Origin of the sequence: Cohnella baijiui, from assembly GCF_020731285.1 — a bacterium.
GTDB lineage: Bacteria > Bacillota > Bacilli > Paenibacillales > Paenibacillaceae > Cohnella.
The window spans coordinates 281124-306796 of the sequence record NZ_JAJFOW010000001.1 but is presented as its reverse complement, the minus strand read 5'-3'; the positions used below and the strand labels follow the sequence as shown (position 1 = coordinate 306796).

25 protein-coding genes are annotated in these 25673 nt (G+C 62.2%); 9 read left to right on the top strand and 16 right to left on the bottom strand.

Features of this window, described 5'->3' with window-relative positions:
- The first annotated feature begins 643 nt into the window (after window positions 1–643).
- Window positions 644–2635: an acyltransferase family protein gene (locus tag LKX83_RS01300; protein WP_227880087.1), complete on the top strand. Its 1992-nt coding sequence runs from the start codon at window positions 644–646 to the stop codon at window positions 2633–2635.
- Window positions 2636–2679: 44 nt separating this feature from the next.
- On the opposite strand, the gene LKX83_RS01295 is transcribed toward LKX83_RS01300, so the two are convergent.
- From LKX83_RS01295 to LKX83_RS01255, 9 genes are all read right to left on the bottom strand, one after another.
- Window positions 2680–2994, bottom strand: a complete 315-nt coding sequence (locus tag LKX83_RS01295) for a winged helix-turn-helix domain-containing protein (protein ID WP_227880086.1) — start codon at window positions 2992–2994, stop codon at window positions 2680–2682.
- Window positions 2987–3622, bottom strand: coding sequence for a hypothetical protein (locus LKX83_RS01290; RefSeq protein ID WP_227880085.1), 636 nt, complete (start codon window positions 3620–3622; stop codon window positions 2987–2989). The genes LKX83_RS01295 and LKX83_RS01290 overlap by 8 nt, the downstream gene beginning before the upstream one ends.
- A gap of 36 nt (window positions 3623–3658) precedes the next feature.
- Window positions 3659–4411: an ABC transporter permease gene (locus LKX83_RS01285; RefSeq protein ID WP_227880084.1), complete on the bottom strand. Its 753-nt coding sequence runs from the start codon at window positions 4409–4411 to the stop codon at window positions 3659–3661.
- A complete protein-coding gene (locus LKX83_RS01280; protein ID WP_227880083.1) occupies window positions 4408–5346 on the bottom strand; it encodes an ABC transporter ATP-binding protein in 939 nt (312 codons plus the stop codon). Before LKX83_RS01280 ends, LKX83_RS01285 begins: the two co-directional genes overlap by 4 nt.
- Before the next feature lie 151 nt (window positions 5347–5497).
- A complete protein-coding gene (locus LKX83_RS01275; RefSeq protein ID WP_227880081.1) occupies window positions 5498–5932 on the bottom strand; it encodes a Dps family protein in 435 nt (144 codons plus the stop codon).
- A 149-nt stretch (window positions 5933–6081) separates the two neighbouring features.
- A complete protein-coding gene (locus LKX83_RS01270) occupies window positions 6082–7218 on the bottom strand; it encodes an ROK family protein (RefSeq protein WP_227880080.1) in 1137 nt (378 codons plus the stop codon).
- Window positions 7215–8417 carry an MFS transporter gene (locus tag LKX83_RS01265; protein ID WP_227880079.1) on the bottom strand — a complete coding sequence of 401 codons (1203 nt, stop codon included), beginning with the start codon at window positions 8415–8417 and terminating at the stop codon, window positions 7215–7217. The genes LKX83_RS01270 and LKX83_RS01265 overlap by 4 nt, the downstream gene beginning before the upstream one ends.
- A 40-nt stretch (window positions 8418–8457) precedes the next feature.
- The gene (locus LKX83_RS01260; RefSeq protein WP_227880078.1) at window positions 8458–9585 is read right to left on the bottom strand and encodes a Gfo/Idh/MocA family protein; all 1128 of its coding nucleotides are present in this window, start codon (window positions 9583–9585) and stop codon (window positions 8458–8460) included.
- A 3-nt stretch (window positions 9586–9588) separates the two neighbouring features.
- Window positions 9589–10413, bottom strand: coding sequence for a sugar phosphate isomerase/epimerase family protein (locus LKX83_RS01255; protein ID WP_227880077.1), 825 nt, complete (start codon window positions 10411–10413; stop codon window positions 9589–9591).
- Between the two features lie 177 nt (window positions 10414–10590).
- Between LKX83_RS01255 and LKX83_RS01250 the strand changes: the two genes are divergently transcribed.
- The 5 genes from LKX83_RS01250 (at window position 10591) to LKX83_RS01230 (ending at window position 16526) form a co-directional block, all read left to right on the top strand.
- On the top strand, window positions 10591–12021 hold the full coding sequence (locus LKX83_RS01250; RefSeq protein WP_227880076.1) for an aldehyde dehydrogenase family protein: 1431 nt from the start codon (window positions 10591–10593) through the stop codon (window positions 12019–12021).
- Between the two features lie 58 nt (window positions 12022–12079).
- The gene (locus tag LKX83_RS01245; protein WP_227880075.1) at window positions 12080–13846 is read left to right on the top strand and encodes an ABC transporter ATP-binding protein; all 1767 of its coding nucleotides are present in this window, start codon (window positions 12080–12082) and stop codon (window positions 13844–13846) included.
- A complete protein-coding gene (locus LKX83_RS01240) occupies window positions 13830–15692 on the top strand; it encodes an ABC transporter ATP-binding protein (protein WP_227880073.1) in 1863 nt (620 codons plus the stop codon). Before LKX83_RS01245 ends, LKX83_RS01240 begins: the two co-directional genes overlap by 17 nt.
- A 71-nt stretch (window positions 15693–15763) precedes the next feature.
- Window positions 15764–15961 (top strand): cold-inducible protein YdjO-related protein, encoded by a 198-nt coding sequence (locus LKX83_RS01235; protein ID WP_227880072.1) that lies wholly within the window; start codon window positions 15764–15766, stop codon window positions 15959–15961.
- Window positions 15962–16073: 112 nt separating this feature from the next.
- Window positions 16074–16526 (top strand): divergent PAP2 family protein, encoded by a 453-nt coding sequence (locus tag LKX83_RS01230; protein ID WP_227880071.1) that lies wholly within the window; start codon window positions 16074–16076, stop codon window positions 16524–16526.
- Between the two features lie 126 nt (window positions 16527–16652).
- Here LKX83_RS01230 and LKX83_RS01225 read toward each other — a convergent pair whose 3' ends face one another.
- From LKX83_RS01225 to LKX83_RS33815, 7 genes are all read right to left on the bottom strand, one after another.
- Window positions 16653–18260: an S-layer homology domain-containing protein gene (locus LKX83_RS01225; RefSeq protein ID WP_227880070.1), complete on the bottom strand. Its 1608-nt coding sequence runs from the start codon at window positions 18258–18260 to the stop codon at window positions 16653–16655.
- 184 nt (window positions 18261–18444) lie between these two features.
- Window positions 18445–19134 (bottom strand): metal-dependent hydrolase, encoded by a 690-nt coding sequence (locus LKX83_RS01220; RefSeq protein ID WP_227880069.1) that lies wholly within the window; start codon window positions 19132–19134, stop codon window positions 18445–18447.
- 104 nt (window positions 19135–19238) lie between these two features.
- Entirely contained in the window at window positions 19239–19904 is a 666-nt protein-coding gene (locus LKX83_RS01215) for a TetR/AcrR family transcriptional regulator (RefSeq protein WP_370638995.1), read from the bottom strand.
- Between the two features lie 79 nt (window positions 19905–19983).
- The gene (locus LKX83_RS01210; protein ID WP_227880067.1) at window positions 19984–21003 is read right to left on the bottom strand and encodes an ABC transporter permease; all 1020 of its coding nucleotides are present in this window, start codon (window positions 21001–21003) and stop codon (window positions 19984–19986) included.
- A complete protein-coding gene (locus LKX83_RS01205) occupies window positions 21000–21743 on the bottom strand; it encodes an ABC transporter ATP-binding protein (protein ID WP_227880065.1) in 744 nt (247 codons plus the stop codon). The genes LKX83_RS01210 and LKX83_RS01205 overlap by 4 nt, the downstream gene beginning before the upstream one ends.
- Before the next feature lie 167 nt (window positions 21744–21910).
- Window positions 21911–22849, bottom strand: a complete 939-nt coding sequence (locus LKX83_RS01200; protein ID WP_227880063.1) for a DMT family transporter — start codon at window positions 22847–22849, stop codon at window positions 21911–21913.
- Between the two features lie 37 nt (window positions 22850–22886).
- Window positions 22887–23012 (bottom strand): hypothetical protein, encoded by a 126-nt coding sequence (locus LKX83_RS33815; protein ID WP_255654237.1) that lies wholly within the window; start codon window positions 23010–23012, stop codon window positions 22887–22889.
- On the opposite strand from LKX83_RS33815, the gene LKX83_RS01195 reads away from it, so the two are divergent.
- Genes LKX83_RS01195 through LKX83_RS01185 form a run of 3 tightly spaced genes read left to right on the top strand, consistent with a single transcriptional unit; the run spans window position 23011 to window position 25604 of the window.
- Window positions 23011–23922: a permease gene (locus LKX83_RS01195; RefSeq protein ID WP_227880060.1), complete on the top strand. Its 912-nt coding sequence runs from the start codon at window positions 23011–23013 to the stop codon at window positions 23920–23922. The two genes, LKX83_RS33815 and LKX83_RS01195, sit on opposite strands and share 2 nt — an antisense overlap.
- Entirely contained in the window at window positions 23919–24917 is a 999-nt protein-coding gene (locus LKX83_RS01190; RefSeq protein ID WP_227880059.1) for a TIGR03943 family putative permease subunit, read from the top strand. The genes LKX83_RS01195 and LKX83_RS01190 overlap by 4 nt, the downstream gene beginning before the upstream one ends.
- A 60-nt stretch (window positions 24918–24977) precedes the next feature.
- Window positions 24978–25604, top strand: a complete 627-nt coding sequence (locus LKX83_RS01185) for a hypothetical protein (protein ID WP_227880057.1) — start codon at window positions 24978–24980, stop codon at window positions 25602–25604.
- Window positions 25605–25673: the final 69 nt, after the last annotated feature.

Sequence of the window (25673 nt, the reverse complement as noted above, 5' to 3'; positions counted from 1 at the left end):
GACTATAGCATCCCTTTCCTGAGTGATGGGGATAACGTCGTAAAGGCGTGAGCTATAGCTTTATTAGCTTGGGCACGACGATTTCTTTCGATATGCTGAGGTCTTTGGAGATCGGAGCAGCCTCGTAAAGCATGTTTGAAAAACGGGACGATCGAATACTGCCGATGTATTGTGTGAATGATTACAGCTGTCGTCCTGAGCGAATGGGATAACGTCCTAAAGGAGCGAAAAGGGAGTCTGTAAGTGAGAAGAGTCTCCACCGAGCTTCAAGCGAATCGGCCCTATTGTCCAGCTTCAAAAAAAGTTGGAGAAAAGGGCTGTTTTTTTGCGCGGAACGTGAACATATTTTCGGGGTGCCACGTCTAATTGGATGTGAGTCGAAAATGCTCGAACGCCTGTCTATCATAACGAAAAACAAGGGGGGATGTCCGCATTAGGCGTAGATAAGTAGCGGTTCATACGCAGCGAAAGTTCTTGACACTTGTATGGAAAAGAAAAACAAGAAAGGGCAGAAGGAAAATGGATTTACGGGCACAAGCACGCCCGCTGAAGTCGGGCGAAGGAATCAAGTCATCGAGAGAAGTAACGCTGCAAAATCGTGGTTCGGAAGAAAGTGTCAAGTGCTGCAAAGGAGACCGCTGGGATGCCTAAGAATAATCAGCGTCATCTTCGCTACATGCCGGGATTGGATGGGCTCAGAACGGTGGCCGTCATGGCGGTCATCGCGTATCATCTGGGCTTCGGATGGGCTTCGGGAGGCCTCCTGGGTGTAGGGGTGTTCTTTGTGCTGTCCGGATATCTGATTACGGATTTGCTCGTTGCCGAATGGCAGCGGGAAAAAAGGATCGATCTGCGCCAATTTTGGTTGAGACGCGCGCGCAGATTGCTGCCGGCTATGCTTCTCGTGATGGTCGCAGTATTGATCGTACTGGCGGTAATCGATCGGTCCCGGCTGCCCGCCCTTCAAGGCGATGTGTGGTCGGCCGTCACTTATACAAGCAATTGGTACTTAATCTTCCATCAAGTTTCTTACTTCGAAAGTTTCGGACCCCCGTCTCCTTTCGGACATCTATGGTCGCTTGCGGTGGAGGAGCAGTTTTATCTGTTGTGGCCGCTCGCGATGATTTTGGGCTTGAAGTTCGCACCGCGCCGCGGTCGCCTTGCGCTCGCCATTCTCGGCGCTGCCGCGGTGTCCGCGATCGCGATGGCGTTGATTTACGAGCCGGGCTCAGATCCTAGCCGGGTCTACTACGGGACGGATACGCGCGCCTTCGGATTGCTCATCGGCGCCGCGCTGGCGCTGATCTGGCCGAGCGGCAAGCTGCAGGACAATCTGACGCGCAGCGGAAAGAGGCTCGTCGACTTGATCGGGCTCGCGGGTCTGGCAGCCGTGCTGATCATGATGGTTCGCATCGACGAATATGACGCGTTCCTTTATCCGGGCGGCATGGTGCTGTTGTCGATCGCGACGGCGCTCGTCGTGGCGGCGCTCGTTCACCCGGGCGGCCGCATTGGCGGGTGGCTTGGCTGGAAGCCGCTGCGCTGGCTGGGCGTCCGCTCATACGGCATCTATCTGTGGCACTACCCGGTCATCGTTCTGACGAATCCGTCGGTTGACACAAGCGGTCCGAATGTATGGCGTTCGCTGCTGCAAGTGGGACTGAGCATCGGTCTGGCTACGCTCTCCTACAAATATGTGGAGGATCCGATTCGCCGCGGCGGGCTTCGCAAGCTCTGGCAGGGCAATCAAAGCGGGCTGCGTCGTCCTTGGTCCGGGCGCGCGCGAGCCAGACTGGCGGCGATCTTCTCCGTCGTGGCGCTGATTACATTCTGCGTTTCGTGCACCGGCGATGCGGATAAGCATCAGGCTAGCGCCAATGCATCGAATGCCGCAACGCAGGTTGGAAGCAAGCAGGAGACAGGCATCGAACATGCCGTGCTCCCATCTCCGTCACCGGAGGGCGGGAGGGAAGCGGCTGTAAAGCCGGCAACTACGCCGAAGCCGACAGCGACGCCCGGAAAAGACAATACGCCTTCCGGCAAGCCGCAAGCGGGCAAAGACGGTCAAAAGGAAACCGGTAAAGAAGGCCAGGGGGACAAAGGCGCAACGAAGCCCCCGGCGAAAGACGGCGTGGGAGCTGCGGCGGCGTCCGGCAAAGGCGTCACCGCGATCGGCGACTCGGTTATGCTCGATGTCGAGCCCTATCTCGAGAAGCTGCTGCCCGGCATCGTGATCGACGGCAAGATCGGCCGCCAAATGTCAAAAGCGCTCGAAGTGCTGGACCAGCTGAAAGCGGACGGCAAGCTTGGCGACCGGGTCATCATCGAGCTCGGCACGAACGGCTCCTTTACCAAAAAGCAGCTGGTAAAGGTGCTCGACTCCTTGAAGGATAAGCAGCAAGTGGTGCTGATGAATACCCGCGTGCCCCGCAAATGGCAGGACAACGTCAACGAAATGCTGGCGGACGTCTCGAAGGATTACGCGAACGTGACGCTGGTGGATTGGTATACGTTCAGCGCCGATCATGATGAATACTTCGGCAAAGACGGCGTCCATCTCGGCAAGACGGGGTCCCAGGCATATGCGGGATTGGTTGCCGACAACTTGCAACCCGCAAAAGATTCTTCCAAATAACAGTAGCGAAAGACCCGGATCCGAAGATCCGGGTCTTTCGCCTTTCAGGAATGGGGGAATTGCGTCATGCGAATGATTTTTTCCAACTGTTCGATGTAGTCGCGAAAGGCTCGGACGCCTTGCTCCGTCGCGCTGCAAAGCGTCTTGGGACGCTTTCCCGTGAACGTCTTCGTGATCCGGATATACCCGGCTTCCTCCAGCACTTTCAGATGGTTGCCCAAGTTGCCCTCGGTCAAATGAAGCTCCTGCTTCAACGTCCCGAAGTCGCACTCGCCATGTATGGCAAGCAGGCTCATGATGCCAAGCCTCGCCTTGGCGTGAATCTTGTCGTCGATCGCGTCGAACAGATTGTCACCCATGACGCTGACTCCGCCCCAGCAGCACCCATCCCGTAACGAAAATGCTTCCGCCGCCCAGCAGCCCCAAGACAAGGTACTGCCAGTCCATCAGAAAGAGTCGGGTCAAAATGGCCAACAGGACGAACCAGAGGCCAAGCAGAACGGAACCGCGTCCGATCAGCGCGCCCAAGAAGACGTACGCCGTCCCGATCATCAGGCACCAGAACGGCGCCGCGTACGCCATCTCGACGATGCCAGACGCCATCATAAAGCCGCCGGCCAGCATCAGAACGAGAAAGGGAAGTCCGAATGCCCAGCCGGACGCCCCTTCTTGACCTTGCTGGGGGTTGCCGGGCGAATCTCGGTGCTGGCGGACGCCGATCCAGGCCGACAAAACGCCGGCGGCAAGCGCGCCGCAACCCCAATACCAGATCGGCCACGTCGCCTCGTCGAACTGCATCCCGATAAAGCCGATCATGAGATAAGCACCCCAAAGCAGCAGGTAAGGGGCGGCGCTTGGCAGCTTGCGGCGATGGCGCGCGACGAGCTGCTTAATAAAATCGATATCGCGCAGCGCTTGCTGCGCCTGCGGCGTCGAAGCGGGGGGAGTTGCGTCTCCGGAAGCGCGGCTGTGTTTAGATTCGGTCATCTAGCATCACTCCATGATGAATTTTCTCAGATTGGTTTAGGAACGGGACTCCCAGCGAAACAGCCAAAACGCAAGCGCGAGTCCCAGGACTGCAAAACCCGCCAGAACGGACCATTCGAGGCCAAAATGAAGAAGCGACTCGCCGTGCCATACCCCTTGGGCCAAAGCGACGAAATGCGTCATCGGGATCCACTGGGCGATATGCTGCAGGAACGTCGGGAATATGTCGAGCGGCATGGCGATGCCGGACAGGAACAGCATCGGAAAGAAGAAGATCATCGCCAAGCCGCTCGCCGCGCCTGGAGAGGCGGACAGGCCCGACAAGGCGAAGCCCAAGCCGAAAAAGCCGATGCAGCCGAAAACCATCGCGACGAGAAGCTGCAAGATGCCGGCGGCGGACATGTCGAGGTTCCAAACGAGCTTGGCGACGATCAGGATTTCGGCCGCCCCGGCCAACACGAGGCAAAGGCCTTGCAGCGCGTGGGAAGCCAGCACGTTCCATCGCTTGACGGGCGTCACGCGGAACCGGCGCAGGATTCCGCTCTCCCGGTATGTCACCATGTTAATCTGCAGGGTAAAGACCGATACGGACAACACGCTCATGACGCAGAGGGCGGGGACGTACGAATCGATATAGCGCGTGCCTTCGATGACGCCAGGTTGGTTGCCGAAAATTTGCCCGAAGATTAGCAGCATGACGATCGGATAGATCAATACCCAGAACAACGTTAATCCGTCTCGCAGATAGAGCCGAAAGTCGAAAGCGGCAAGCCTCAAGAAGGTGTTCATTGCGCCAGCCTCCTCTCCTGAAGAGTCAATTCGCTGAAGACGTCGTTCATCGTCGCTTCTCCGAGCCGCAGCTCGCTGACGATCCAATCTTCCGCATCCGCCATGCGGAACAGATATTTCAGCGTCAGGTCGAGCTGGTCCGAATGAAGGGCGATCTCTTCGTCGCCCCATTCGGTTTGAATGACGTGCGGGAGGGCGGACAGCCGATCGCGGGAGACCTTCCCGGGATTGCGGAAGGCGATGCGGCGGGCGCCGCCGAGCCGGGCGATAAGCTTTCGCGGCGTGTCCAGCGCGACGAGCGCGCCTTTGTCGATGACGGCAACCCGGTCGCAGAGGGCTTGCGCCTCTTCCATATAATGCGTCGTCACGACGATCGTCCGGCCTTCTCCGCGCATCCGCAGGATCATCTCCCACATTTCGTTCCGGGCATTCGGATCAAGACCCATGCTCGGCTCGTCCAGAAAGACGATCTCCGGATCGTTGATCAACGCAAGCGCGAGCGAGACGCGTTGTTTCCAGCCGCCGGACAGCGACTTGTATGACGACTGCAGCTTATCCTCGAGATGCAACGAGCGGGCGAGCTGCCCGGCGTCGGCTGTCCGCCGGTAAAACGAAGAGAACAACCGCAGCAGCTCCCCAACCTTGGCGCGTCCGGGGATCGAGGTGGACTGGAGGAGGACGCCGTAACGATGCTTCAACGCCTCCCGATGCCGGGTCGCATCCAATCCGAGCACCTCGATCCGGCCGCCGTCCGGCGTGCGCAAGCCCTCGATCATCTCGATTGTCGTCGTCTTTCCCGCCCCATTCGGTCCGACGATGCCGAATATCTCGCCGCGCCTCACGTCGAATGTCATCTCCCGGACCGCGTCGACCGCGCCGTAACGCTTGCGGACTTGGCTTAGCGAAATTGCGTTCGTTAACGTATTCGCTTCCACGGATTCGATCTCTCCCTTCAGAATCGGTCGAACAAAAAACAGATTACTCTGTAATTCAGAGTAATCTGTCTCCAAAAGGAAGTCAATGGGCGATTGCGGATGACAATCGAAAGTGGATGGCGGTAAAAGACGAGTCGCACGCTGGAGCGACTTAACCGAGGTAAGCGTTCAGCATCCAGACGTGTTTTTGGAGCTCGGCGATTTGTCCGATGAACAAGTCGGCGGTCGGCTCGTCGTGCTCGGCCTCTGCGACTGCGATGCCTTCGTTCAGCTCCACGATGAGCTGGGTGAAATCCTTTGCGATGGCGGAAACCATTTGGTCGGCACTTTCTCCGCCGCTCGCTTCCTGGACGGTCGCCAGCGCGAGGCTATCCTTCAGTGTGGACACGGGACATCCGCCTAACGCTAGCAGCCGCTCCGCGAGCACGTCGAGGCGTTCGGCCGCTTCGCTGTACAGCGTTTCGAACTGGGCGTGCAGCGTATAGAACTGAGGGCCTTTGACGTTCCAGTGGTAATGGTGGAGCTTCGTATACAGGACGGTCCAGTTGGCGATTTGACGGTTCAACGTTTGATTGCGTTCGGACATTTGGAAATCCTCCCTAAATTAAATTTAGACTTAATCTAAGTTCTAAATTTATTGTAGCAAAAAGATCGTTAGCGATCATGAAGATTGGATGAAGAATCAAAAAAAGGCCGCGATGGCCTTTTCGATTTAGCGGATGGAGCATGCCGATATCAGTCGATGGCGACAGGCCGCAAAATCTCGTGCAGGCCAAGCGTTGCGGCGCCGATGGCAGCGCCTTGCTGCGCCCATTGGGCGGCCCGGACGGGCGTAGGCTCCTTGATTGCTCGCTCGTAGTGCGCGATTAGCCGGCACAGCCGGGCGAAAACGTCCGGATGGTGCGTCAGCCAACCGTTCAAGATCATCTGCTCGGGCGCTAGCAGCTGCAGCATCGCCCCGCAGTTGCTAGCGACACCCTCGAGAACGTCCGTCAGCTCGCCGTGGAGCGGACTCGCTTCGTCGGCCGCGAGCTCGGCGAAGCGCCGCGCCGTCTCTTCGGGCGGAACGTCGGCCGGGAACGTATCGGGATACGCTGCCTTCAGGCGCGAAGCCAGGTCGAAGGCCCCGTAGCGATACAGGGCGCCCGTCCGGCCCGCCTGACCTGCCGTCCCGCGATAGATTTGGTTGTCGATGACGATGCCGGCGCCGACCGTACGATCGATCTGGACGTACAGGATCGTCCGGTACCCTTGCGCGACGCCGTTGTAGCGCTCGGCGAAGCCCGCCGCCTCGAGATCGTTGACCAGCCGGACGGGCACGCCGTAGAGTTGCTCGAGCTGATCTCCGAGCGGCATCTCCTCGAGCTGCAGCGGAATGGCGCCGACGATGCGGCGCTGGGTGTCGTCGATGCGGCCGGGCACCGATACGCCGATGCGTCGCAGAAGCGGAGGGTGCACCCGTTGCTCGTCCAGAAAGCCGTTCACGAGCATCGGCAGCCTTTCCTCGATGTCCGGCCTTCCGACGAGCCGAGGAAGGTCGCGTTTGGCCCGCACCTCGCCTCGCAGGTCGAGAAGAACGCATCGCGAATGGGCAAGGTCGATGCCGAGCACGTACCCTCCGTCCGCTTTGATGTCGAGCAGCGTCATGCGGCGTCCGACGCCGGCGCCCGCCGTGCCGGTCTCGTGAATATAGCCTTCGCCGAGCGATTCTTCGATCAAGCTCGAGACGGTCGAAGGGCTGAGCTTGGTCAGCCGCGACAGCTCGACCCGCGAGATCGGACCGTGCCGGTCGATCAAATGGAGAAGCAGCGACTTGTTGATCTGGCGCAGCATTTGCTTGCTGCCGGGTTTGGCGGTGCCGGGTATGGTCATGATGCATTCTCCTGTTCACGCGCGGGCACGCTTCTCGTCATCAGCAGGAAGCCGAAGGCGCCGAGCAGTGTCACGCAGGCGCTGATCCGATACAGCACGTGGGGGCCGAGATGCTCGAACATCCAGCCGCCGGCCACGCCCGCGATAATGCCCGATACGCCGCCCCAGCTCAGGGCGTAGACGGCCTGTCCGGTCGAGCGGAAGGCGGCGGGGACGAGCCGCACCGTGAGCTGCGTTCCGATATAGTAGTACCCGCCGAACGTGACGCAATGCAGCAGCTGGATCCAGATGATGCTCCAGGCGGAATCCGCCGTGCCCATGAGCAGCCAGCGGAGCGAATACAGCGCGCTGACGGCTGCCAGGCAGAGAACCATATGGCGCATCCGGCTCGGCATGTAGCGGTCGAGCAGAAGGTAGACGGGCGCCTCCAGGATGGCGGTGGCGAACGTCGACCAGCCGATGGCGGAGGGAGAGCCGCCAAGGTCCTGGATATAGATGCCGATGAACGTCTGGTTAAACGAGTTCGGCACGGATACCAGGACGCCGAACCCGAGCAGCAGAAGAAACGGTCGGTTCATGAGCACGCCGGACAGCTTGGCGCCCTGAAAGGCGGAAGGCTTGGCCGCCGTCGCGCTTTTGGCCCCGCCGCGCGGCAGAAAGAAGGCGCAAAGGATCGCGAGAAGGATCATGGCGTCGAAAACGATCCATAGGCGCGAGATGCCGAGCCGGCCGATCAGGGGGCCAGCCGCCGCTGCGGTGATCGCCCAGCCGAGCGAGCCCCAGAGCCGAAACGAACCGAATTTGTGCCGGGTTCCGTCGATGGCGTTCAGCACCAGGCTGCTGCTCTGCGTGAACAGCGGGCTCTGGAACAGGAAAAAGACGAGCATGCCGCCATAGATCAGCGTCTCTTGCCTAAACGAGAACACGACCTGCATGACGGCGAAGTTGCCGATCAGCGCGAGAAGGAGGATCCGGCGGTTGTCCCGCAGCCGATCGGCCCAATAGCCCCAAAAGGGGTTGGCGACGAGCGCGACGACGGGACCGCCGGCCAGCAGCGCGCCGATCTCGACGTTGGACCAGCCGAGGCTGCGCAAATAAATCGCGAAAAATGTGCCGTACACCGCCAACGCCCCGTACATGACGAAGTTGAACGTCTTCAGAATGCGAACGGTTTGCGGCGGGAGAGTCAGATCGCCCATTTCGTTTTGTCGTTCCTTTCCGGGAGGTTGGGCTGCTGCGTCAGAGCCGGACGGAGCGGGAGACGGAGCGCTCCCGCACTTCGTCCGCGGACACTTCGCGTCCGAGCTCGTGCGAGAGGTACAGGCCTTCGCTGATCAGCATCGTATTCAGCGCGATCTTCGCCGTTTCGAGCAGCGGCACCTCGCCCCGCAGCGCGGCGATCCAGTGATGCTGCGACGACTCATAAGCGTCCGGATGGGGGCTGAGGCGCTTGCGCCGCAGATCGGCGACGTCCAGGTCGATCTTGCCGTCGACGTCGAGGTCGGCGGTCGTCGTGTGGAACGTGAAGTCGTGCTTCTCGCCGTGCGAGGTGGCGCCGGGGAAGCGAATGCCGCCCTCGGAGCCGACGATGACGCTTCCTTCGAAGCCGCCTAGGCTGATTGCCCACGACTCGGCGATGTCGAGCGTGATTCCGTCCTGCAGCTTGACGAAGCCGGCGGCGAATTCCTCGACGTCGAAGCCGCTGTGCGCGCGTCTCTCCTCGTCCATGGCGATCTCCTGATAAACTTGGCCGGAGATGCGAAGCGGCTGCGGATTGCCAAGAAGGTAGAGCATTCGCGAGATATGGTAGACGCCCATATCGAACAAGGCGCCGCCGCCAGCGGTTTCCTTGCGGGTAAAGGCGGGCGTGCCGTAACCGTCGACGAAGGGACGGTTGCGCCGGCGGAAGCCGGTCGAGCGGGCGTGGTACGGCTTGCCGAGCTTGCCGGCATCGATGAGCTGCTTGGCCGTCTTCGTTTCTTTGCTGTACAACTGCGCAAGCTGGATGTGCAGCATGCGGCCGGCCGCGACAGCCGTCTGGACCATTTTCAGGCCGTCGGCGTAGGCGCCGGCGATCGGCTTTTCGCAGTAGACGTGCTTGCCGGCCAGGAGCGCCGCCGTCGTGACGGGCTCGTGGAAGTTGTTGTGAAGGCAGACGTCCACGGCTTCGAGATCCGGCTCGGCGAGCAGTTCGCGAAAGTGAGTGTAGACGCGCGGAATGCCGTATTGCCTGGAGACGCGGGCTGCCTCCTCGGCGTTCACGTCGCAGACGGCAGCAATCTCTACGCCAGGAATGGCGGCGTAGCGTTCGAGATGCAGCTTGCCGATCTGTCCGGCGCCGATCAGGCCGATTTTAATGTTGCGCATCGATCAGGCTCCTCTCGTGGCGGATTCGTCCGCGGATAGGGCTTCGGCCAGCCGAAGCTTCACTTGGGCAAGCAGATGCTCCAGCTCGGCATAGGCGTTGCGGGCGGGCGCGTTGTACTCGACGCTCCAATAGCCGCGGTAGCCGGCGTCGCGAAGGGTGCGGATAATGCTTGGCGTATCCGCGGCGGCGGCCGTCTTGGCGTCGAAGTGCGTATGCACGACCCACGGCGCCACCAGGTTGTCCCCAGTAGCGCGGTCCTCGTTCCAGCGTCCGATATGGAGGAGAATGCCGAAGGCGGGATCGTTGACGGCTTCAGCCAGACGGACCATCTCGGCGGGAACAAGGGACGGGCCCATGTGGTTTTCCGGACCGATCTTCATTCCGTGATCGCGCGCAAACCGGCAGTACGTCTGGTATTGACGCACGATCCAGTCGAACGCCTCGTCCGAGAAGACCTGATCGCCGCGGCCGCCGGTGTCGATGCGGATCGTCTCCGCGCCGAGCAGGACGGCCGCTTGGAGATGGTCTTCGGCGTTGCGCCGCAGCGCTTCGCGGACGTCCGGATCCGGATCCCACAGGTGAGCCGTGTCCACGGCGATGTTGACGAGGCGCAGCTCGCGCTCGTCCAGCGCTTCGCGCACCTTGCGCAGACGGGATTCGTCGAACAGCGTCAAGATGGGCTTGGTCCGCTCCGCGATCTGCGCGTTCCACAGATCGACGGCATCGAGCCGGTACCGGTATTTCGCGGTCTCCAAATAGCCGAACACATCCATTCGGCCGTCCAGGAACAGATTGTTGAAGGAATAGCCGCCGAGCGAGATATTCATGATCGCGCCTCCGCTTTCGTAATTATTTCGATGACAAAAATAATTCGATTCCAATCTTGAATATAGGAGCGAAGAGGGCCGAAGTCAACGCTTTTTTTTGTACGATCCGCCCGCAAGTGCTATTCTGTTTATATTCAAGAGGTTTAGCGCTCAGCAATGGGAAAGGAGAGAGGATTCATGCACCGCACATCGCTATGGATCGGCGGGAAAAAGGTGGAAACGGAGTCGTTCGAGACGCTCCGCGCGCCCTACGGCGGGGCGCCGATCGCGGAAGTGGCCTCGGCCGGCGAAGCCGAGGCGGACCAGGCCATCGCGGCGGCCGTCGACGCGAAGGCGGTCATGCGGACGATGCCCGCGCATGCGCGGGCAACGATCCTCGAGCGGCTGGCAGCGGGGTTGGAGAAGCGGCGGGAGGAAGCCGCGCGCCTTATCGCCCTCGAAGCCGGCAAGCCGCTGAAGGCTGCCTATGCGGAGGTCGACCGGACCGTGCAGACCTACAAGTTTTCCGCAGAGGAAGCCAAGCGCATCCACGGGGAAACGATTCCGCTCGACGCGGCGCCCGGTGGCGAAGGACGGCTCGCGTACACGCTGCGGGAGCCGGTTGGTGTCGTCGGCGCGATCACGCCGTTCAACTTCCCGATGAACCTAGTCGCGCACAAGGTGGGGCCCGCGCTCGCCTCCGGCAACACGGTCGTGCTGAAGCCTGCGCCCCAAACGCCGCTCACGGCGCTGCTCGTCGCCGAGCTGCTCGCGGAGGCGGGGCTGCCGGCCGGCGCGTTGAACGTATTGACCGGCGACGGCAAGCTGCTCGGGGAGAAGATCACGCGGGATCCGCGGGTGGACGCGATCTCGTTCACGGGGAGCGTCGGGGTCGGCGCCCGGATCCGCGCCCAGGCGGGGCTCAAGCGGGTCACGCTGGAGCTGGGCTCGAACAGCGCCGTCATCGTCGATCGCGACGCGGATCTGGATGCGGTCGCCGCGCGCTGCGCCGCCGGCGCCTTTTCGTACCAAGGTCAGGTCTGTATTTCCCTGCAGCGGATCTACGTCGTTTCGGACGTCCGGGACGCCTTCGTCCGCAAGCTGAAGGAGGAGGTCGGCCGTCTACGCTTGGGCGACCCGCTGGACCCGGAAACCGACGTCTCCGCGATGATCTCGCCGCGGGAATCCGAGCGCGCGCTCGCCTGGATCGCGGAGGCGCTGGATCGCGGCGCTTCGCTGGCCGCCGGCGGCACCCTGACGAACGACGGCGTCCTCGCGCCGACCATCCTGCTCGACGTGCCGCACGACGCCCGCATTTCCTGCGAGGAGGCGTTCGCGCCCGTCGTGCTCGTCAACCGCGTCGACACGATCGAGGAGGCCATTGCTCGGGTGAACGACTCGGCATTTGGCCTGCAGGCCGGCATTTACACGAATCGGCTGGACACGGCGCTGCGAGCCGCCGACGCGCTGCGCGCGGGCGGCGTCCTCGTCAACGACATCCCGACGTTCCGCGTCGACCATATGCCGTACGGCGGCATCAAGGAAAGCGGCGTCGGCCGGGAAGGCGTCCAGTATGCCATCGAGGAGCTAACCGAGCCGAAGCTCGTCATTTTCAACCGGAACGTCTAGCCTCGCCGCAAGATCACGTGCAAGGGGGAGCAAGTCATTCGAGAGAGGGGATCCCGGCTTGCGATACATGTCCAAATACATTCGGAAATACGGCGTTTCCTTCGTCGCCGCTTTCCTTCTCGTGTCCGGAGAGGCGGCGTGCGATCTGCTGCTGCCGACCCTGATGGCGCATCTGATCGACCGCGGCGTGCGCCTCGGGGAAATGGACGTCGTGCTGCGCTACGGCGGTTGGATGCTGCTCATCACCGCCTTCGGGGCGCTGTCGGCGACGGGGCGCAACATCGTTTCCAGCCATGTGTCCCAGCGGTTCGGAGCGGAGCTGCGGGGCGACTTGTTCCGCCGCATCCAGTCGCTGCCGTTCGCGAACGTGAACCGGTTCGACCGCGCCTCGCTTGTCACCCGGCTGACGAACGACATCACCCAGGTGCAGAACTTCGTCAACGGCATGATGCGCATTTTCGCCAAAGCGCCGCTGCTCGGCATCGGCGCGTTGATCTTCGCCGTCCGTCTCAATCCGCAGCTGTCGGTCGTGCTCGCGATCGTCGTGCCCGTCGTGGCCGCGCTCATCGCGCTGAATATGAAGATCGGCTTCCCGCTGTTCATGAGGGTGCAGCGCTCGCTGGACCGGCTAAACGGCATCATGCGGGAGTATCTGTCCGGCGTGCGGGTCGTCAAGGCGTTCAACCGCTTCGCCTACGAGACCGACAAGTTCGAAGGCGTCAATGAATCGTACCGGCGCCAGTCGATCGCGACGATGCGGGCGATGGCGCCGTTCAGCCCGGCGATTACGCTCGCCGTCAACCTCGGCATCGCCGGCGTCGTCTGGCTGGGCGGCATCCGTGTCCATGCCGGGAGCATGGAGGTCGGACATATCATCGCTTTCGTCAACTACATGACGCAGATTCTATTCTCCCTCATGACGATTTCGATGGTGTTCAACATGTTCGTGCGGGCGAAGGCCTCGACGGGCCGGATCGTCGAAGTGCTCGCCGAAGGGGAAGGCGCAACCGCCGTGACGCAGCAGGCTCCGGCGCGGGAGACGGTCGTACCCAGCGAAACCGAAGCGCCGCGCGTGTCGTTCGAAGACGTCGCCTTCTCTTACGACGGGCCGGACGGCGAACCGGTGTTGAAGGGCGTCAGCTTCGCCTGCCGGGCGGGCGAGACGATTGGCATCATCGGCTCGACCGGCGCCGGCAAAAGCACGCTTGTGAATCTCGTGCCGCGTTTGTACGACGCGACGCGAGGGACGGTGCGCATCGACGGCGTCGACTTGACGGCCCTGTCGCCGGAAGCGGTCCGCGAGCGGGTCGCGATCGTGCCGCAGGCGACGGTGCTGTTCTCAGGGACGATTCTGGACAATATCCGCTGGGGAAACGAGCGGGCGACCCGGGAGGAGATCGAGGCGGCAGCCCGCGCTGCTTCGGCGCACGGCTTCGTCAGCGCGCTGCCGGAAGGCTACGAAGCGAAGCTCGGACAGGGCGGGATCAACCTGTCCGGCGGGCAAAAGCAGCGGCTGTCGATCGCCCGGGCGCTCGTCCGCCGGCCCGACATTCTCATCCTTGACGACTGCACGAGCGCGCTCGACGCGGTCACCGAAGCCGCGGTCAAGGAAGCGCTCAAGGCTTACGAAGGCCGGCTCACCTGCCTGCTGATCGCGCAGCGCATCTCGTCCGTCATCGATGCGGACCAGATCGTCGTCATGGACGACGGGCAAGTCGCGGGCATCGGGACGCACGCGTCCCTGCTGCGGGAGTGCCGCGTGTACCAGGAAATCTTCCGTTCGCAAATGGGTCAGGAGGCGATGACGCATGTCACAGGACCGTGAGCGTCCAACTGCGCCGCCGGCACCCCAAGCGGGCCTCGGGCGCGGGCCTGGCGGGGGCTTCGGGCCGAGAGGCCGCGGGCCCGTCCAGAAGCCCAAGCAGTTTGGAGGCACGCTGCGCCGCCTCTGGCGTGACCTCGTCCGCGAGCGGCGCCCGCTGATCGTCGTCTTTCTCTTCATCCTGGTCAGCGCCGGACTCGGCCTGGTCGGTCCGTACCTGATCGGCACGGCGATCGACGGCATGGACGGCGGGAAGGGCGCCGTGAAGTTCGGAATGTTGTATGCCGTGCTGTTCGGCCTCGCCGCCTCTTATTTGCTGGACGCGGGCCTGTCGTTCGCCCAAGGCTGGATCATGGCCGGCGTTTCGCAGCAAGTCGTCCGGCGGATGCGGGGAGCGCTGTTCGCCAAGCTGCAGAAGCTGCCGCTTTCCTTTTTCGACACGCGCAAGCACGGCGAGCTCATGAGCCGCCTGTCCAACGACATCGACAACGTCAGCACGAGCATCTCGCAGACGACGACGCAGCTCATGTCGGGCGTCATCGCGATCGTCGGCTCGCTCGTCATGATGATCGTGCTGAGCCCGCTGCTGACGCTCGCGAGCCTCATCACCGTCCCGCTCGTGTACCTGCTTGCGCGAACGGTCACCCGGCGGACCGGCAAGCTGTTCAAGCGCCAGCAGGAAGAATTGGGCAAGCTGAACGGGCAGATCGAGGAGACGATCTCCGGCCTGCTCGTCGTCAAGGCGTTCAACCGCGAGCGGCATGCCGTGGACGCCTTCGAGGAAGTGAACGGGAAGCTGCGCGACATCGGGACGCAAGCGCAGATCTGGTCGGGCTTTCTCATGCCGCTGCTCGGCGTCATCAACAACATCGGCTTCACGACGGTCGCGGTCGCGGGCGGCGTCATGGCGGTCAAGGGCTCGATCTCGGTCGGCGTCATCGCCAGCTTCCTGAGTTATTCCCGCCAATTCGTACGCCCGCTGAACGACCTTGCGAACGTCTACAACGTGCTGCAATCCGGCGTCGCCGGGGCGGAGCGCGTGTTCGAGGTGCTGGACGAGGGAGAGGAGCCGGCGGATCCGCCCGACGCAATCCCGCTAGAGCAGCCCGTGGGACGGGTTGTCTTCGAACACGTCAGCTTCGGCTATCGGCCCGACGTGCCGATTTTGCGTGACGTCAGCTTTGTCGCGGAAGCCGGCAGCAGCGTCGCGCTCGTCGGGCCGACCGGCGCGGGCAAGACGACGATCGTCCAGCTGCTCACCCGGTTCTACGACGTGACGGGCGGCCGGATCCTGATCGACGGCAGGGACATCCGGTCGTACACGAGAGACAGCCTGCGCCGCTGCTTCGGGGTCGTGCTGCAGGACACGTACCTGTTCTCCGGCACGATCCGGGAGAACATCCTGTACGGCAGCCCCGAAGCCACGGAGGCGGAGATGCGGGCGGCGGCCGCGATGGCCAACGCCGACGGCTTCATCCGGCGGCTACCGCAGCAGTATGAGACGATGCTGACCGAAAACGGCGGCAATCTGAGCCAGGGCCAGCGGCAGCTGATCGCCATCGCCCGGGTCATGTTGGCGAAGCCGTCGATCCTCATTCTCGACGAGGCGACGAGCAGCATCGATACCCGGACGGAGCTGCATATTCAGGATGCGCTTTTGCAGGTGATGAAAGGGCGTACGAGCTTCGTCATCGCGCACCGGCTGAACACGATCCGCGATGCGGACGAGATTCTCGTCGTGGACCGGGGCGGTATCGCCGAACGCGGCACGCACCGGGAACTGCTCGAGCAGGACGGCATCTACGGCCGGATGTTCCGCAGCCAGTTCAAGAACGCGGCTTCGACTTGACGCGGCGGGGTCTTAGGGACTATATTATTCCGGTTGTCTCTAACGATCGTTCGAAAGGATGCACGGGAATTTTGAACACCAACGAAGAAGCGAAACCGAAGCTCCAACTGACGAAAATCTGGAAATGCAAGAACGAAAGCTGCAAAGCGTGGGTGCGCGAAGAGTTCGCCGTAGCGGATCAGCTGTGCCCCATGTGCAAAGGACCGATGCTGCGCACGATGAAGCATTTGCCGGCGCTGCAAAAAAAAGCGAAAGCGCGGACCAAGTAAGCCCGAACGGTGTATCGCCGCTAGGGGAACGGGGTAAAGGGGAACAAACGGTCCCGCGTCCGGCCAAAATCGGGTATAATGGGGAAACGACCAACGGAACGGAGGTGTCGCTTTGCCCATCCTGCACAACTTTCCGCTCATCGCCGCCATCGTTTCGATCTTATCCGCGCAGGCGGTCAAAGTGCCGATCCGGTATTTCGGCGGCCGGTCCTGGCAGACCGGCATGGCCTTCAGTACGGGCGGGATGCCCAGCTCGCATTCGGCAGCGATGGCCGGCCTCGCCGCGGCGATCGGCATCGAGGAAGGCGTCCAATCGACGGCCTTCGCCATCGCCGCCATCGTCGGCTCCATCATCATGTTCGACGCGGCCGGCATTCGCAGGCATGCGGGGATGCACGCCTCGATCATCAACCGGTTTCTCAAAAAGATGCCGGACCTTCACGGAGAAGTCCATCCGGTGAAGGAGCTGAAGGAGCTGCTCGGGCATCGGCCCATCGAGGTGTTCGTCGGCGCGCTGTGGGGCATCGGCATCAGCACCGCGCTTTTTTATCTGTTTTACGCCTGAAGCGGGATCTTGCCCGCCCGCGGCGCCAAAAGGCTGTCCCCCCGGATCCGGTGTCCGGGGAGACAGCCTTTTGACTTTGGGCGGCGCGGGGGCGGAGCCACCGATCAGGCGGACGTTTCATGGCCTTCAGCCAAAGCGGTACGAGCCGAACCGCAGGGCGTTGCCGAGGCTCGCCCAGACGTCGGGGCTCTCGCCGCCCATGTACCAGTACGCGTATCCGGCGATGCCGCGCTGCTCTCCAGCCTGCAGCTTCAGCGTCAGCGATCGTCCGTCTTCGAGCCAGAGGTTGTGCCGAACGCCCGATTGGAGGAAAGTCGCCGTGTATTGGCCGAGCGCGGCGTTCCAGACCGGCTTTAGCCCGCGCGCGGTAATGGCTGCATTCTGCTGGACGAGGCTCCAGGGCGTCGACCCGGTCGACCCGCCGACAGTCGTCCAATCGCGATTGTAGAACGGCAGGGCGAGAATCGTCTTGGCGGCGGGCACCTGGGCGAGCAGCCTGTCGAGACCGCCGCGCAGCCACGGCAGCGAGGACACCGAACCGGCGGGACCGCCTTCCCAATGCTCGTCGTACGCCATCAGCACGACGTAGTCGGCCTGGCGCCCGATGGCGGCGAAGTCGAACGCTTCGGTCCAGTCGGTGCCGAGATCCGGCGAGACGTTGACGGAGAGCGTTCGATTCGCCGCGTGCAGCGCCGCGGCGAGCTCGCCGACGAACCGGGTCATGTCGTCCCGGTCTTCCGGGGCGACGTTCTCGAAGTCGAGGTTCAGGCCGTCGATGCCGTAGCTGATCGCCCAAGACGCGAGCGATCGGATCGCGGCGGCGCGGTTTGCCGCGTCGGCCAGCAGCTGGTGCGTCAACGTTTGATCCGACCGGTTGCCGACCAACGCCCATACCCGCTTGCCCCGGGCATGCGCCCAATCGATCAGCGAAGCGTCCACGCTCGCGGTCATGCCCGTCTTGTCCAGGAAAAACCAGCGCGGCGACAGACGGTTGACGTCGGACGAGGCAATCTCGCGCTCGTACTCGGCGGTTGTCTGGCCGTACTGCCAGCCGATCTGAATCCGTTCCGCAGGGGTGCCGTCGATCTGCAAAGCCCAGTCGTCCCGCGTGCGCACGCGGTCGAGCAGGACGGCGGCCTCCTGGCGGGTGATCGGATCCGTCGGACGGAACCGTCCTCCATCGCCTTGCATCAGGCCGAGACGTCCGAGCTGGAGCACGGCGGGACCCGCCCATTCGGCGATGGAGGAGGCGTCTGCATAGCCGTATGTAGCCGATCCGGCGGTTGCGGGCAGCGATAGCTTCATCGTCCGGGCAAGGAGGACGGCGGCTTCCTGGCGGGAGACGGGGCGATTCGGCTCGAAGGAGGTGTCGGACGTTCCTTGGGCGATGCCAAGCTGCACGGCGGCTTGAAGCTCGGCGTAATACCAGGCGCTCTTGGGCGCATCCGCATAGGACGGGATGGCCGCGTTCACCGGACTCAGCCGCAGCAGCCGTTCCAACATCGCCACGAATTCGGCCCGGGTGACGGGGGCGGCCGGCGCGAAAAGCCGTTCGGTCTGGCCGCGGAGAACGCCCTGCTCCGTGAGGCTGACGATCGCCGCTTGGGCGTAGCTGCCCGCGATATCGTCGTAGGGCAGCGCTTGCGCGGCGCCTGTCGGCATCGGGGCTACGCCGATGGCGAGGGCGAGGACGGCGGCCGCCCATCCGCGCCGCAGCTTTGGTGTATTCAACATGATGCGGTTCAACTCGATTCGATGGAATAGATTCATAGAGTCACTATTTCTATCCTATCGAAAAGTCGCGCCGCGCCCCAGCTTCAAATATTGGCAAATCGGAGGCGGGAGGGGAGATCGGAAAGAAGCAAGGCCGCCTTCGCGCGCTGCGCGGAAGGCGGCCTTGCGAGACGGTCGGTCGGGTTCAGAGCGCGATCCGGTCGCCCGGCTTCATCGCGGTGCCGCGGATGCCCTTGTCGCCCAGCGCCCGGACGAATGCTTCCCCGTCCTGCGCGATGAGCGGGAACGTATCGTAGTGGAGCGGAACGACATGCGGCGCGCCGAACCATTCGGCCGCGAGCAGGGCGTCCTCCGGTCCCATCGTGAAATGGCCGCCGATCGGCAGGAAGGCGAGATCGAGCCGGTTGCGCTCCCCGATCAGGCGCATATCCCCGAACAGCCCCGTGTCGCCGGCATGCAGGATCGAAAGACCGCCCCATTCGACGATGAGGCCGGTAGGCAAGCCCATATAAACGATGCGCTGATCATCCTCCAAGACGTAACCGGAGCTGTGGAACGCTTGAATCATCTTCACCTTCGCGTAGCCGAGATCGAACGTGCCGCCGATGTTCATTCCGACCGCCTTCACCCCTTGCCAGCCCATATAGGCGGCGATTTCCGGCGTCGAGACGACGGTGGCGCCCGACGCCTTGGCGATCTGCACCGTATCGCCGACATGGTCGCTGTGACCATGGGTCAGCAGGACGTGGTCGACGCGGATCTCGTCCGCGCGCGCGGACGCCTTCGGATTGCCGGACAGGAACGGGTCGATGATCAGCGTATGATTTCCGTCGCTCAGCTCCACGCAGGCATGGCCTAAATATCGAATGTTCATGCGCCAGATTCCTTCCTCTCCTGCGAAAATGGTTGGGTTGACGTGCATCCCCTTCATTATAAAGTTACCCTCATTTCGGGACAACTTGACCGCCGCAATCCGGTTTACGGAGCCAAGCCTTTCATAATGAAGGCGATCGTCGCCTCGCGTTCCGCTTCGTCCTCCCAATCGTCCGGATTCGGGTAAAAGGATCGCGTCAGCACATAGCCCACCATCGCCGACACGCTGAGACGAATAATCGTCCGGGGCGGCAGGTCGATCAAGCTGCCGCCGGCCTGGAACTTCTCGACGAGCGCGGCATACCGTTCGTAGATGCGGGAAAACACTTGCTGCTTGACCTGTTCCTGCAAATCCGGGTGGAACGGAAACTCCTGCACGATGATTTTGAGGAGCCGCTTGTTCTTGTTCAGGAACGCGATGCGATTATCGATCATCGCCCGCAAAAATTGGTCGTAGGACGCGTATTCGGTCTTCAGAACATCGCCGAATTCGCGCAGCACGAACGGCGCCATGATCCGTACCATCGCCGGGGTGACGATCGAGAAGAGCAGGTCCTTTTTCGTCTTGTAATGGCGGAAGATGGTGCCTTCCGCGACGCCCGCCCGCTGGGCGATCTCGCTCGTCGAAGAGGCGGAGTACCCCTTTTCGGCAAACAGCTCGACGGCGGCGGCCACGATGCGGGACTGCTTTTCCGTCATGCGCTTGCCGTCCTGATCGGCTGCGAGAAGCTCCTGCATCCAGGGCTCCAGCTTATCTTCGTCTCGTTCCAAGCTTTATTCTCTCCTATCATGAATGCGGGCCGCGCGCGGCAGCCTTTCCCTCGATCATAGCACGAAGGGCGGCGAAGCGCTAAATCGGGCGCTGCTTTTTCAAGGCCAGGACGTTCAGAAGCGCAAAGGCGACGGAGAACGCCAGCAGCACGTAGACGTCCAGTTGGATGGCCGAGAGCCCTTCGCCCCGGATCATGACGGCGCGCATCGCGTCGGCGCCGTAGTAGAGCGGCATGAGGTAGCTGAGCTTCTGCAGCCAGGGATTCATCGCCTCCAGGTTGAACAGGCCGGAGAAGAACACCTGGGGCACGATGACGAGCGGGATGAACTGAATGATTTGGAATTCGCTGCCCGCGAAGGAGGAGAGCAGCGTTCCGAGCGTCAAGGCGGTCAGCGTGAGCAGCAGATTCAGCAGTAGCACGAGCCATACGGATCCATCCATGTACATCCCGAGCACGCCGATCGCGTATCCCGCGATCAAAGCGGCCTGGAACAGCGTGAAGAGTCCGAAGCCGGTCAAATAGCCGGCCACGACTTCGCTCCGACGGATCGGCGTGGCGAGCAGCCGTTCGAGCGTGCCGGTCGTCCGCTCCCGGAGGAAGGCGACGCCGGCGAGCAGAAAGACGAAGAAAAACGAGAAGAAGCCGATGAGGACCGGACCGAACGAATCGAACGAAGTCAGATCGGCCTTCCCGTACAGGTAAGAAATTTGCAGCTGCACGCCGGGAGCGTCCTGCTGCATCGCCTGACGAAGGAGGAGCAGAACGGCTTTGCTCATGGAGGGGTCGCTCCCCTCGAGCCGCAGCGCGGGCCGCCCGTTGTCGAGCGTCAGCGTCGCGTCGAGATCGCCGCCTTCGAGCGCCCGATTCGCCTGGTCTGCGTCGTCATAGCGGACGACGCGGGCGCCCGACTGCGCGATGCGTTCTTCCATGGCGGGAGGTACGCCCGCGATGCCGAGGTCCGGCTTGATCTCCCGGCCGTTGAAGACAAAGTACATCAGCGTTAGGACGAGAAGGGGCGCGAGAAAGAGCAGGGCAAGCGTCCGTTTGTCCCGGACGAATTGGCGGATGATCCGAATTGTCAAAGCGCGAATTCTCAAACGCGCGCACCTCCCCCGATCGCGATGAACGCGTCTTCGATCGTGGCGGTGCCCGTTCGCGCCTTGAGGTCGGCCGGACTCCCGACCGCGGTCAGGCGGCCGTCCCGGATGAGGCCGACGCGGTCGCAGCGGTCGGCTTCGTCCATGACGTGCGTCGTGAGGATGAGGGTCGTGCCGCGGTCGCGCAGGGCAAGCAGTTCCCGCCAGATCGACTGGCGCAGCACGGGATCGATGCCGACCGTCGGCTCGTCGAGGATGAGCAGCTCCGGTTCGTGCAGCAGCGCGATCGCAAGCGACAGCCTGCGCTTCATGCCGCCGGAGTAGGCGGACACCGGCTTGTTCAAGTGCTCCAGCAAATCGACGACCGCCATCGCGGAGCGGATCCGCTCTTCCCGCCGCACGCCGCCGAGTCCGTACAGCGCCCCGAAAAACATCAGGTTCTCCTTCGCGGTCAGCTCGGCATACAGCGCGTCGGATTGGGCCATATATCCGAAGCGCTGAAGCATCGACAGCCGGGGCATCCGCTCGCCCAGAAGCCGAACGACGCCCCGATCGGCACGGTCGATGCCGGTAATGAGCTTGATCAGCGTCGTTTTGCCGGAACCGGACGGTCCGAGCAAGCCGAACAGCTCGCCTCGGCCGACCTGCAGCGTAATGCCGTCCAACACCGCTCGACCGCCGAAAGCCCGGGAAATCCCGTCCAGCTCGACGACCGGCGAAGGGGAGAGGGGGTCGTTCATCGTATGCACGCTCCTATTGGGTGTAATAAAAAAGCGAGTAATCACTCACTCGAGATCATTATAGGCCGGATCGCGCAGAATGGGAAGGGCGCATTCCCTTTTTAGACCAAAAAAAACCGACACGCGAAGGCGTGCCGGACCGAGGATCGAGACCGGATGCGTCCCGTTTAGCCGGCGGGATGCTCCGCCGTCAGCGACGGCGCCGTTTCCGCTTCGGGCGAGGACTTCTCAAAGCGCATATACAGGATGAGGCCGAGGATGACGCAGGCGCCGCCCGCAAGCTGGAAGCCGGTGATCATTTCCCGGAAGAGCAGCATGCCGAGGATGCTGGCGCCGACCGGCTCGGCTAGGACGGACATCGAGATGGTGGCGGCTTTGACGTAGGACAGCAGCCAGTTGAAGATCATGTGGCCGAACACGGTCGGCACGACGGCGAGCAGCGCGAAGACGAGCCATTCGCGGCCGGAATAGGCGAACATCTCGTAGTCCAGCGAGACGTTGTAGACGGCGAAGCAGAAGCCGGTTACAGCGAACGCTACCAAGCTGTACAGGTAGGACGGAACCCGTGTCAGGATGCGCTTGGCGACGAGCATGTTGACGGCGACGGCGAGCGTGCCGGCCAGCGAGAGCAGATCTCCCCGGATCGCGTCCGCGGACACGCCGGAGTCGCCCGAGCCGACGCAGACCGCGCCCGCGAGCGCGATCGTCATGCCCAGCATCGCCCATTTGTTCGTCCGGTCCCTGAAGACGAAATAGGCGCCGATCATGACGAAGACGGGCTCCAGCGAGAGGATGATCGTCGAGCTCGCGATCGACGTGTAATCGAGCGAAGCCATCCAGAGCAAAAAGTGCAGCGCCAGAAAAAAGCCGGCGACGAAGAGCAGCAGCCAGTCTTTGCGGGAAACGTCGCGCAAGGAGCCGAGCTGCTTGCGGCCGAACGGCAGCATGACCGCGATCGTGAACAGCATGCGCCACATGCCCTGGACGGATACCGGCGCATGCGAATACCGGACGAGGATGGGCGCGAACGAGATGGCGATCATGCCGACGATCAGCGGGATCATGGGGGCGATCGGCGGTTTGGGATTCGTAGCTTGCAAAGTCATGTTCCTTCCGTATCGTTCGAAATCAAGCTCCAATATCTTACTGCCCGCCGTCCGAAAAAGCAATGGTGAAATCAGGAGGCTGCGCTGCGGTTGCGATTTCGGGCGAATCTTTCATAATGGAGGCATACATTCCCAAACGGAAAAACGGCAGGGAGGCCGTCATGAATACCTTTTTGCAGCTGAATACGATCTTTATCAGCATGGTGATGGAAGCCATCCCGTTCGTGCTGGTCGGGGTCCTCGTTTCGGGCCTCATTCAGATGTTTCTTACCGAGCGCTGGATCGCGCGAGTCATGCCGAAAAACCGGCTCCTGTCGACGATGCTCGGCTGCGGCGTGGGCGTCCTGTTTCCGGCTTGCGAATGCGGCATCGTTCCGATCACCCGCCGGCTGCTCCTCAAAGGCGTGCCGCTGCACGCGGGCATCGCCTTCATGCTGACCGGTCCGATCATCAATCCGGTCGTGCTGTTCGCCACCTACATCGCCTTCGGCAACGACTGGCGCATGGTCGGCATCCGCGCGGGATTAGCCGTCGCCGTCGCGTTTTTCGTTGCCTTCATTCTGTCGTTCCTTTATCCGAAGCTGCCCATGCGGAACGAAGCGCCGGTCGCCGCTTCGCTGGAGCCGGGCGTGGAGATCCCGCCGCCCTTGGACGCGCGGACGCTCGGGGCCAAGCTCGGCGAGGTCGTCTCTCACGCGATCGAGGAATTTTTCTCCGTCGGCAAATATCTCGTGATCGGCGCCTTCCTCGCGGCATCGATGCAGACGTTCGTGCCGACCTCCACGCTGCTGCACCTGGGAAGCGATCCGCTGCGCTCCTCGCTCGTCATGATCGCGCTCGCCTTCGTCATGTCGCTCTGCTCCGAGGCGGACGCCTTTATCGCTTCTTCGTTCCGCAGCAGCTTCACGGTCGGATCGCTGTCGGCGTTTCTGGTGTTCGGCCCGATGATCGACATCAAAAACACGCTGATGCTGCTCGCGACCTTCCGGGCGCGGTTCGTCGCGGTGCTGATCGGACTCGTCGTCGTCTTTACGCTCGCCGGATCGCTGCTCGTAGGGAGGTTGTTCGGATGATCCGCTTCGCCATTTTGTTCGGTTTCGCGTTTCTCTTTTTGCTGCTCCACCGCACCGGGGATATCGACAAATACATCAACATGAAATACGCCTATCTGTCGATCAGCGCGATCGTCCTGCTCGGCTTTCTCGGACTGTATCAATTCATACTCGTTTATCGCGAGGAAAAACGGACGGAAGCGGCTAAGCGGGCGTGCGAGGCGGCGGATGCCGCGCCGGCTAGCGAGACGAACGTTCACGACCATCGGCACCATGGTCACGGCCACAATCATTCCGGTCACGACCGCGAGCATGACGGTCACGACCATGATCACCACGGCCACGATCATGAGCTCCATGGTCACGCTCATGACGCTTTCGGCCATTCGCACGAGCCCCGGTCGAAGCTGGGGCGCGCCTTCACGTACGCGGTGCTGGCGGTTCCGATCCTGACGGGCATTTTCCTGCCGGTCGCGACGCTCGACTCCAGCTTCGTCACGGCCAAGGGCTTCTCCTTCCCCGCGATGGAGGAGCGTCAGAAGGACCCCGGCTACCACCAGTTCCTCCGGCCGGACACGAGTGTGTTCTACGGCAAGGAAGGCTACGACAAGGTCAAAAGCAAAGAGCTGGCCGAATTCGCGAAGATGGGCGACATCGCGCTCAACGACGCCAATTACTTGAAAGGGATGGAAGTCGTCTACAATTTCGCGAACGACTTCATCGGCAAAACGCTGTCGTTCGACGGCTTTGCCTACAAAGGGGAGGGCGTCAGCGGAGAGCAATATTTCGTCTTCCGGTTCGGCTTTATCCACTGCGTCGCGGATTCGGGCGTCTTCGGCATGCTGGTCGATTTCCCGAAGGGAACGGTCCTTCGCAACGACGACTGGGTCCGCGTTCGAGGGAGGCTGGATTCCGAGCTGTATCAGCCGTTCAAGCAGACGATTCCCGTGCTCCGCGTCACGTCCTGGGAACGGATCGAGCCGCCCAAGGATCCGTATGTATACCGCACGTTTTGACAAAGAGCGCTTTCGCTTCGCGCCATGGGATGCTATGATGGGAGGCAGGGTGATGATAACATGACAACCGATAACCAACAGCCGGACGCGCAAGGCGCCGCAACGGATCAGGACAAAGCGAACGAGCTGGTAGCCGCTCTTTATTGGAACGGTCTGCAAGCTCTCAAAGTCCGGTTCGACGATCACGAAGTGGAGGGACAGGTGCTGAAGCATGACGTCTACGGACCGATTTTCAGCTACCAGGTCAAATCCCCCGAAGGACAAGCCTACGTCACCGGCTTTTTCCTGCGCGAGATGCTCGCCACGTTCCAGACGAAGCAGGATCCGTCGCTTTGGATCTCGTCTTTCTTCGTAGACTTGATGAAATCGCCGGAGAGCGTACTGCTGCCGCGGCCCCCGCAATCCGAAGACGAAGCCAAAGCGCTCATCGATAAGCAGATTGTGCCGCATTGCGCCCAGGCCGTGCGCGAGGAGTTCGCCCCCGAACCCGTCCACGTCGACCTCGACTTGCACGAGGAGCACGGACCGGTGCTGGAGGCCGGCTTCCCGGCCATCCGCGAAGGGAACAACGTTTGCGCCATGCCGCTCCATATTTTGATGGCGCATTTCCTGCTGAACCGCGACCCGGCCGATTTGCTGATCCAGGGACTGTACCGCATCCGCGAGGAGCACGGCCTCGAGTCCTGAACGCTTGACGGACCTGCACCCCCGACGGATCGAGCTGATCGATGAAAAGGCCAAGCGCCCCTCCCCGCA

Coding starts and splice junctions, on each gene's coding strand:
- LKX83_RS01300 (WP_227880087.1), top strand. CDS start 644: ATGCCTAAGAATAATCAGCGTCATCTTCGCTACATGCCGGGATTGGAT.
- LKX83_RS01295 (WP_227880086.1), bottom strand. CDS start 2,994: ATGGGTGACAATCTGTTCGACGCGATCGACGACAAGATTCACGCCAAG.
- LKX83_RS01290 (WP_227880085.1), bottom strand. CDS start 3,622: ATGACCGAATCTAAACACAGCCGCGCTTCCGGAGACGCAACTCCCCCC.
- LKX83_RS01285 (WP_227880084.1), bottom strand. CDS start 4,411: ATGAACACCTTCTTGAGGCTTGCCGCTTTCGACTTTCGGCTCTATCTG.
- LKX83_RS01275 (WP_227880081.1), bottom strand. CDS start 5,932: ATGTCCGAACGCAATCAAACGTTGAACCGTCAAATCGCCAACTGGACC.
- LKX83_RS01270 (WP_227880080.1), bottom strand. CDS start 7,218: ATGACCATACCCGGCACCGCCAAACCCGGCAGCAAGCAAATGCTGCGC.
- LKX83_RS01265 (WP_227880079.1), bottom strand. CDS start 8,417: ATGGGCGATCTGACTCTCCCGCCGCAAACCGTTCGCATTCTGAAGACG.
- LKX83_RS01260 (WP_227880078.1), bottom strand. CDS start 9,585: ATGCGCAACATTAAAATCGGCCTGATCGGCGCCGGACAGATCGGCAAG.
- LKX83_RS01255 (WP_227880077.1), bottom strand. CDS start 10,413: ATGAATATCTCGCTCGGCGGCTATTCCTTCAACAATCTGTTCCTGGAC.
- LKX83_RS01250 (WP_227880076.1), top strand. CDS start 10,591: ATGCACCGCACATCGCTATGGATCGGCGGGAAAAAGGTGGAAACGGAG.
- LKX83_RS01240 (WP_227880073.1), top strand. CDS start 13,830: ATGTCACAGGACCGTGAGCGTCCAACTGCGCCGCCGGCACCCCAAGCG.
- LKX83_RS01225 (WP_227880070.1), bottom strand. CDS start 18,260: ATGTTGAATACACCAAAGCTGCGGCGCGGATGGGCGGCCGCCGTCCTC.
- LKX83_RS01220 (WP_227880069.1), bottom strand. CDS start 19,134: ATGAACATTCGATATTTAGGCCATGCCTGCGTGGAGCTGAGCGACGGA.
- LKX83_RS01205 (WP_227880065.1), bottom strand. CDS start 21,743: ATGAACGACCCCCTCTCCCCTTCGCCGGTCGTCGAGCTGGACGGGATT.
- LKX83_RS01200 (WP_227880063.1), bottom strand. CDS start 22,849: ATGACTTTGCAAGCTACGAATCCCAAACCGCCGATCGCCCCCATGATC.
- LKX83_RS01195 (WP_227880060.1), top strand. CDS start 23,011: ATGAATACCTTTTTGCAGCTGAATACGATCTTTATCAGCATGGTGATG.
- LKX83_RS33815 (WP_255654237.1), bottom strand. CDS start 23,012: ATGACGGCCTCCCTGCCGTTTTTCCGTTTGGGAATGTATGCCTCCATT.
- LKX83_RS01190 (WP_227880059.1), top strand. CDS start 23,919: ATGATCCGCTTCGCCATTTTGTTCGGTTTCGCGTTTCTCTTTTTGCTG.
- LKX83_RS01185 (WP_227880057.1), top strand. CDS start 24,978: ATGACAACCGATAACCAACAGCCGGACGCGCAAGGCGCCGCAACGGAT.